Here is a 6,960-nt window from a genome sequence, read left to right as displayed (position 1 = left end):
TGATTTAAAACAAACTAAAGTGTATCAGGAAGCTTTAGAAGAAGGTAGAGAGGAGGGCCGACAAGAAGGTGAATTAGCAGCAAAATTAGCCTCTATTCCTCGTTTATTGGCATTAGGATTAAACTTTGAACAGATAGCACAAGCTTTAGAATTAGATATCGAACAGGTTAGACAAGCAACTCAAAGGGAATAGGAAAGGTTCAAACTTTGACAAATTGATACAATTGCTGGTGGCTATCTTTTGCCGGTAGCCATCAAGTAAAAATCGGCAACCCCGAAAATCTCTCAAGTCTTCTGTAGCTAAAGAGAAATCAAAAGTACAAACCCAATAAGACAAAATTATTCCTAATCTGCCTTCTTCTAATTCGCTGACTGCCACTATTTGATTATCAGTATTTCTTAAAACAATTGTCCCATTTTTGTATATATCCGTAAATCCGCCAGTTGCTATACACGGACTACCGACTTGCCATTGATTATTAATTGGCATTAAGTAGGGAGGCACAATTATTTGTAGGATGGGTTAGCGGTAGCGTAACATAATCGGGCGTTGGGTTTCATGCTTCAACCCAACCTACGTTCTTGCCATTGATTATTAATTGGCATTACTTGTTTAAATATTGTCATAGATCCAGTGAGAGTATTAACTGGACTAGCTATTACTGCTTACTGCATGGCAACCAACAAAAATGTGGACAAAGCTTTAATCATATACAACTTCAAAACTAATACAAATATTCCACAACGCCTTATTGTATTTTTACTGAAAATTTTTTATAACATTTTTAAATTATGTACGTTATAACTATTAAGATTATTAAACCAATCTTAGTATTTGAGTATTAATTACTTACTTTTTTGTTGGTGTTATAATATTTTTAACTTTATTTAAATAAAAGTCATGCAAAAAATACAAGTGATTCCAAGAAAAGGTAGTTCCAATTAATCTTAACCCCTAATAGGGATTGAAACTTGGAGGCAAAAATCAGCGATACTGATATTGAGATCTCGATGGTGAATCCAGAAGAGATAAAGGAGACAGAAAATGGCTAACGAAACCGTCACTTATTCCCTAGAAGCAGTTCTGACAAGGATTGAGGGGAAAATTGACTCTCTGGAAAAACGGATCGATGACAGATTTGATAAGGTAGATAAGAGATTTGATAAGATAGAAGAACGGTTGACGAAAGTGGAAATAGGACAAGTCGAACTCAAAGGGGAGATTAAAGCCTTAGATGAGCGACTAACCACAGAAATTAAAGGGTTAACTGCAAGAGTTGCCTATCAGGAATTTACCAATCGGGGGATTCTCATCGCTCTGGTTGTGGCCATTTTAGGAGGGGCTGCTAAACTTTTTGGTTTTTTCCCCAATCCCTAACAGCGATCGCCCTAAAATGCTGTAGAATTAGCTTGACAAAAGTGAGACAAGGCCAAAGACTCTCTCGAAATGCAGTTAAATAATTGGATGGCGACCTAAAAATATGAGTGAATTAACTATTCGTCCAGCTAAAATTAGTGGTGTCATCCCAGATTCGATCGCCGCCGAGGTGGGTTTTGAAATCGGGGATGCGCTCCTCTCTATCAATGGTAATCGTCCACGGGACTTAATCGATTATCAATTTTTATGTGCCGATGAATTTTTAACCCTAGAAGTGCTTGATAGTCAGGGCAAAACTCACCGGATAGAAATCGAAAAAGATTATCATGAAGACTTAGGTTTAGAGTTTGAAACTGCCCTTTTTGATGGCTTAATTCAGTGTAATAATAAATGTCCTTTTTGCTTTATCGACCAACAACCAGAGGGCAAAAGAGAAACTTTATACTATAAAGATGATGACTATCGCTTAAGTTTTCTCTATGGCAGTTATTTAACCTTAACTAATCTCACCTCAAAAGAATGGCAGCGGATCGAAAAGATGCACATATCACCGCTTTTTGTGTCCGTTCATGCCACGGAACCCGATCTGAGGATTCGTCTCTTAAAAAATCCCCGCGCTGGTCAAATTTTAGACCATTTAAAATGGCTACAAGCCAGACAATTACAAATTCATGCCCAAGTGGTAGTTTGTCCCAATATTAATGATGGCATTCATCTCGAAAGAACCCTGTTAGATCTGGTTTCTTTTCATCGGGGAGATATTCCCTGTGTGGAGTCGATTGCCGTAGTTCCCGTGGGATTAACCCGCTTTCGTCCCCAAGAAGATGAATTAATTCCCGTTAGCCAAGAAAAAGCGCGAGAAGTGATCGAACAAGTCCAAACTTTACAGAAAAAATTTCGTCAAGAATTTGGCAGTAATGTGGTGTGGTTAGCCGATGAATGGTTTTTAATTGCCCGAGTCGATTTACCACCTCAATCTCACTACGAAGACTATCCCCAAATCGGTAACGGAGTTGGCTCGATTCGTCAATTTATTAGGGATTTCCAGAAGACAGCTAAGAAGTTATTACCCGCTCAAATTACTCCATCTAGACGATTGATATGGGTAGTGGGAAATGCGGTAGAACAAGCTTTTCAACCCCTAGTTAAACAGTTAAATAATCTGCGGGGTTTAACCGTGGAATTAGTGGCTTTAAATAGTGATTATTGGGGACAGGAAATCACGGTTACGGGTTTATTAACCGGGCAAGATATTCTCAAAGGATTACAAGGTAAAAATCTTGGGGATGGGGTTTTATTACCCTCCCTAATGCTCAAGCATGGGGAATCGGTATTTTTAGATGATTTCACCCTAGAAACTGTTATTAATCAGTTAGGAGTCCCTATTTATCCAGTCCTGGGAGTGGAGGAATTAATTAAAACTTGTCTCACTCTCAATCCCTTGAACAAATCCTAATCTTGAGAATAGACAATTATCAGTAATCGGTGATCAGATTTGAGTTTTTAGTGAGCGGTATTAAGTAGAAAATTGCCGTTTTCTTGGCACTGATTACTGATTACTGATTACTGTCTTAGCCTAGCTCCGCATTGCCTGTCCCTTGAAACATCAGCCAAGAGAGGAAAAAATTAGCCACAAAAATCGCTAACAAAGAAGTTACCACAGCCGTGGTAGTAGATTGACCAACTCCTTTAGCACCGCCGGTGGTGGTTAAACCCCAACTGCAACCGATAATAGCAATTAAAACCCCAAAAATTAGGGACTTTAACATAGAACTAATTAAATCCCATGTTTCCAGAAAATTTTGGGCTGATTGTAAGAATAGGGAATAGGAAATACCGTAAAGACTATCGGAAATAAATAAACCACCGAGTAATCCCGTGACTAAAGAGATAATAGTGAGCAGGGGTAACATTAAACTACAGGCAATCACCCGGGGAATGACCAAATAATCGATCGGATCGGTTTTTAAAATATATAAAGCGTCAATTTGTTCTGTTACTCGCATTGTACCAATTTCGGCGGCAAAAGCCGAGCCAACTCTCCCCGCCACCACCACCGCGGTTAAAACCGGGGCTAATTCTCTTGTTAAAGCCAAGGAAAGGACTCCCCCAACAAAACTACCCGCCCCAAAAAAAATAAATTCTCTGGCTACCTGAATAGTGAAAACCATACCCACAAAAGCAGCAGTAATTAGGGCAATTGTCAAGGATTCTGGCCCCACAATACTCATTTGTTCCAGAGTATTACGCCGGTGGATTTTGCCATTAAGAATATGTAAAAAAGTTTGTCCCGCTAACAAACCGGCAGCCCCCAAACGTTGAAACCATAAACTTAAACCACCGGCAGCATCACTTTTTCTTGGCATTTGTCGAGGGACTATCGCTAAAATCTAACTTATTATAGGCGAGAATTCCCTCTGATTATCCCTCGATTGTTGGGACTTGCTTTGATGCCACTCGATCGAGGGATAACAAACCATCGTTTTGTGCTGCTGGCAGGGGATAATAGAATTATCTAGTAGCCGTCAGCTATCAACCCTGATTCTTTATCCATGCCAGATTTAGCGAAAATTATCCTGAGAAACCATAAAATTGATGCTGTTAAACGATTCCATCCTTGGATATTTTCCGGGGCGATTAAAGAGATGGAGGGGGAAGTCAAAGAGGGTGCTATCGTGGAGGTTTATAGCGATCGAGGCGAATATCTAGCCACTGGACTGTATAATCCTAGCAATATTGCCGTTAAAATTCTTTCTTTCCAAAAAGTCAGCGATATTGCTCAATTATTTCTCGAAAAATTCCAGAATGCCTATCAGCTGCGGCAACAAATCGGTTTAGTGGATAACCCGAAAACTAACTGTTATCGCTTAATTAACGCGGAAGGAGACGGTTTACCCAGTTTAATCGTCGATTGGTACAATGGCACGGCGGTTATTCAAGCTTATTCCCTAGCTTTATACCAACGTCTCGATCTGATTGTCGATTGTCTGAAAACTATCTACGCTGACAATTTACGGGCAGTTTACGATAAAAGTGCCGCAGTTTTGGCGAAAAGCGCCCATATCTCCGAGAATAAATACTTATTTGGTCAAAAAACTGGCGATGAGGTGTTAGAATCCGGCCATCGCTTTATTATTGATTGGGAAAAGGGACAAAAAACGGGATTTTTCCTCGATCAAAGGGAAAATAGAGCAATATTAGCCCAATATTGTCAGAATAAACGGGTTTTAAACACTTTTTCTTATTCTGGCGGCTTTTCCGTCTATGCTATGCAAGCGGGGGCTGCCCTAGTCCATTCCGTTGATAGTTCCCACGGTGCGATCGATCTTACCGAAAAAAATATCGCCCTGAATAATCTCGGTGAAGTTCCCCATCAATCCTACAGCGCCGATGTTTTTAACTTCCTGCGCGACTGTCAGGAGGATTACGATCTGATTGTCCTCGATCCCCCCGCTTTTGCCAAAAGTATCCAATCCCGTCATCAGGCGGTTATGGCTTATAAAAGATTAAATCACCAAGCTTTCCAGAAAATTCGCCCCCAAGGTATTATTTTCACCTTTTCCTGTTCCCAAGTGGTTAACGAAGAACATTTTCAGGGGGCTGTCATGGCTGCCGCCATTGAATCGGCTCGCCCAGTGCGAATTTTAGCACGTTTAAGCCAACCGGCGGACCATCCCACCAGTATCTATCACTCGGAAGGTTCCTACCTGAAAGGATTGGTTTTAGCGGTGGATTGATGGAAAATTAAACGATTACCATCCGGATCATAGATGTAGATTTCCGGACCGTGGGAAGCCTGGCTAATTTCTCCCCTAGCACCATAGCCGATTTCGCTCCAATGCTCGAGGGCTTTTTCGAGACTCTCCACCTCGAAACAAATGCTCATGCCACTGCCCCTAGAATCGCTAAATTCGTCTCTGTGGGACTCTTTAGGGCAAAAAAGACCTAATTTAAGGTTAATCAGCCTAAATTCCGCATAAACGTGGGCAAGGTAGGGGTTTGGTTCCTGTTGCAACAGTTGACGATAAAACTGCACCGAGCGATCGAAATTACTCGTGCCTAGGGCAATAAAAGCCTCTGTGTAATTGAATGGACTATCGGGGGGGTTATTCATTGGGGTTGGGGATTAGGAGATGGGAGATTGCCCAAAAGATCTACTTCAGTGCGGTGAAGATGTCAAGTCCCTTGTACTGCCAATAGTAGTCGCGTCCATTGCCAGACTTTCTATCTCCCTCGGTATTAAGCTCTTTAAAATACCTATATCTGCAAGTCCCCTGGGGTTTCCATCCGATCGAGGATCACCCTGAGCGTTCATCCGATCGAGTGATTTTGGGGAAAAAGTGTTAAAAAAGATTGCTGTTTGTAAAGACAACTGTTACCGTGGGTTCAAGAGTGCGCTTTGAAGGAGGAAAAATCCCATGCACCCTAACCTATCCATCTATCCCTCGATTGCTTCGCTACTTATGTAGGGTATAGATGCACAAATCAAAGATTTCAGAAGCAAAACCAATAAATTCCCGTACTGTTGCTTAAAACAGGAGTTTGATCATGAAATTACAGGGAAAAACTGCCCTAGTCACGGGGGCATCCCGGGGTATTGGACGAGCGATCGCCTTAGAATTAGCCCGACAAGGTTTAAGCAGAATTGTGATTGTTGCCAGAGATCAAGAGCGATTAGAAAAACTAGCCAAAGAAATTGAGTCACTAGGGGTCATTGCCACACCTTTATCCCTAGATTTAACCGAAAATGACCTTGTTAGTCCTTCAATTATCCGCGTTTGGCAAGAATGCCGGGGCATCGATATCCTCGTTAACTGTGCCGGTATTGCCCATCAAACCCCCTTTCTGCGCTCGCAATTTTCGCAAGTGCAAGCAGAAATATCTTTAAATCTGATGGCCCTGTACACGGTTACTCGCTTAATTGCCCGCCGGATGGCAATTCGGGGACAGGGAACGATTGTCAATGTTTCCAGCATGATGGGTAAAATTGCCGCTCCTAGCTTCGCTACCTACTCGGCCACCAAATTTGCCATTTTGGGTTTTAGTCAAGCTCTCAGGTCGGAATTACGGGAACACAACATCAAAGTTGTCACCCTCTTACCCTCTTTAACCGATACGGATATGGTGCGAGAATTGCAGTTATTTCGATGGTTAAAACCGATGAGCGCCGAAGAAGTCGCCCAAACCCTAATTACCGGGTTAAATAGGGACAAAACGGAAATTGTCGTCGGTTGGCAAAGTCATCTAACTCTTTGGTGTCAAAAATTGGCCCCGAAACTGCTCGAGAAAATTGTCGATTTAGCCTCTCCCTTACGCCAAAGCAAAGGAAAGCGAGGATGGCGAGAAGTGTTTAACTAGGGTTTAATTAGGGTCTGGTGAAAAAGTTTTTCCTGGGGGTAGGGTGTGGGGTGTGGGGTGTGGGGTGTGGGGTTTTACTCATTTTCATGTGGTCAATTACCTAATTTTCAGGAAAAAAGTCCAGGGATTTTCCCCCCAATCACTCCAAAGGTCGGCACTTTTTGAGGCAAAAAAAGTCTAAAAGCGTTATCCAACAAGGTTTTTAGATTTATTCAGCAAACCCT

The 6,960-nt window shown here is 41.8% G+C and carries 7 protein-coding genes; 5 read left to right on the top strand and 2 right to left on the bottom strand.

Annotation, left to right across the window (positions count from 1 at the left end):
- The 3 genes from O9295_RS02935 to O9295_RS02925 form a co-directional block, all read left to right on the top strand.
- Positions 1 to 193: aspartate aminotransferase (locus tag O9295_RS02935; protein ID WP_288031567.1), on the top strand; the 193-nt coding region annotated here is incomplete at its 5' end.
- 852 nt (positions 194 to 1,045) lie between these two features.
- Entirely contained in the window at positions 1,046 to 1,378 is a 333-nt protein-coding gene (locus tag O9295_RS02930) for a DUF4164 family protein (protein WP_004163367.1), read from the top strand.
- A gap of 103 nt (positions 1,379 to 1,481) precedes the next feature.
- Complete coding sequence (locus tag O9295_RS02925; RefSeq protein ID WP_288031565.1) at positions 1,482 to 2,834, top strand: TIGR03279 family radical SAM protein; 1,353 nt, start codon at positions 1,482 to 1,484, stop codon at positions 2,832 to 2,834.
- Positions 2,835 to 2,949: 115 nt separating this feature from the next.
- Here O9295_RS02925 and O9295_RS02920 read toward each other — a convergent pair whose 3' ends face one another.
- On the bottom strand, positions 2,950 to 3,744 hold the full coding sequence (locus tag O9295_RS02920; RefSeq protein WP_012264655.1) for an MlaE family lipid ABC transporter permease subunit: 795 nt from the start codon (positions 3,742 to 3,744) through the stop codon (positions 2,950 to 2,952).
- A gap of 186 nt (positions 3,745 to 3,930) precedes the next feature.
- Between O9295_RS02920 and O9295_RS02915 the strand changes: the two genes are divergently transcribed.
- Positions 3,931 to 5,115, top strand: a complete 1,185-nt coding sequence (locus tag O9295_RS02915) for a class I SAM-dependent rRNA methyltransferase (protein WP_002758499.1) — start codon at positions 3,931 to 3,933, stop codon at positions 5,113 to 5,115.
- Here the strand turns inward: O9295_RS02915 and O9295_RS02910 are convergent.
- Entirely contained in the window at positions 5,082 to 5,492 is a 411-nt protein-coding gene (locus O9295_RS02910) for a VOC family protein (RefSeq protein ID WP_043998997.1), read from the bottom strand. The genes O9295_RS02915 and O9295_RS02910 overlap by 34 nt on opposite strands.
- A gap of 434 nt (positions 5,493 to 5,926) precedes the next feature.
- Here O9295_RS02910 and O9295_RS02905 point away from each other — a divergent pair, with 434 nt between their 5' ends.
- A complete protein-coding gene (locus O9295_RS02905) occupies positions 5,927 to 6,736 on the top strand; it encodes an SDR family NAD(P)-dependent oxidoreductase (protein WP_288031561.1) in 810 nt (269 codons plus the stop codon).
- Positions 6,737 to 6,960: the final 224 nt, after the last annotated feature.

The organism is Microcystis sp. LE18-22.4A (assembly GCF_027531105.1).
Classification (GTDB): Bacteria; Cyanobacteriota; Cyanobacteriia; order Cyanobacteriales; family Microcystaceae; genus Microcystis; species Microcystis aeruginosa.
The sequence above is the reverse complement of the archived record's forward strand: the minus strand, read 5'-3'. Positions and strand labels throughout refer to the sequence as shown.

Coding starts and splice junctions, on each gene's coding strand:
- O9295_RS02915 (WP_002758499.1), top strand. CDS start 3,931: ATGCCAGATTTAGCGAAAATTATCCTGAGAAACCATAAAATTGATGCT.
- O9295_RS02925 (WP_288031565.1), top strand. CDS start 1,482: ATGAGTGAATTAACTATTCGTCCAGCTAAAATTAGTGGTGTCATCCCA.
- O9295_RS02920 (WP_012264655.1), bottom strand. CDS start 3,744: ATGCCAAGAAAAAGTGATGCTGCCGGTGGTTTAAGTTTATGGTTTCAA.
- O9295_RS02910 (WP_043998997.1), bottom strand. CDS start 5,492: ATGAATAACCCCCCCGATAGTCCATTCAATTACACAGAGGCTTTTATT.
- O9295_RS02930 (WP_004163367.1), top strand. CDS start 1,046: ATGGCTAACGAAACCGTCACTTATTCCCTAGAAGCAGTTCTGACAAGG.
- O9295_RS02905 (WP_288031561.1), top strand. CDS start 5,927: ATGAAATTACAGGGAAAAACTGCCCTAGTCACGGGGGCATCCCGGGGT.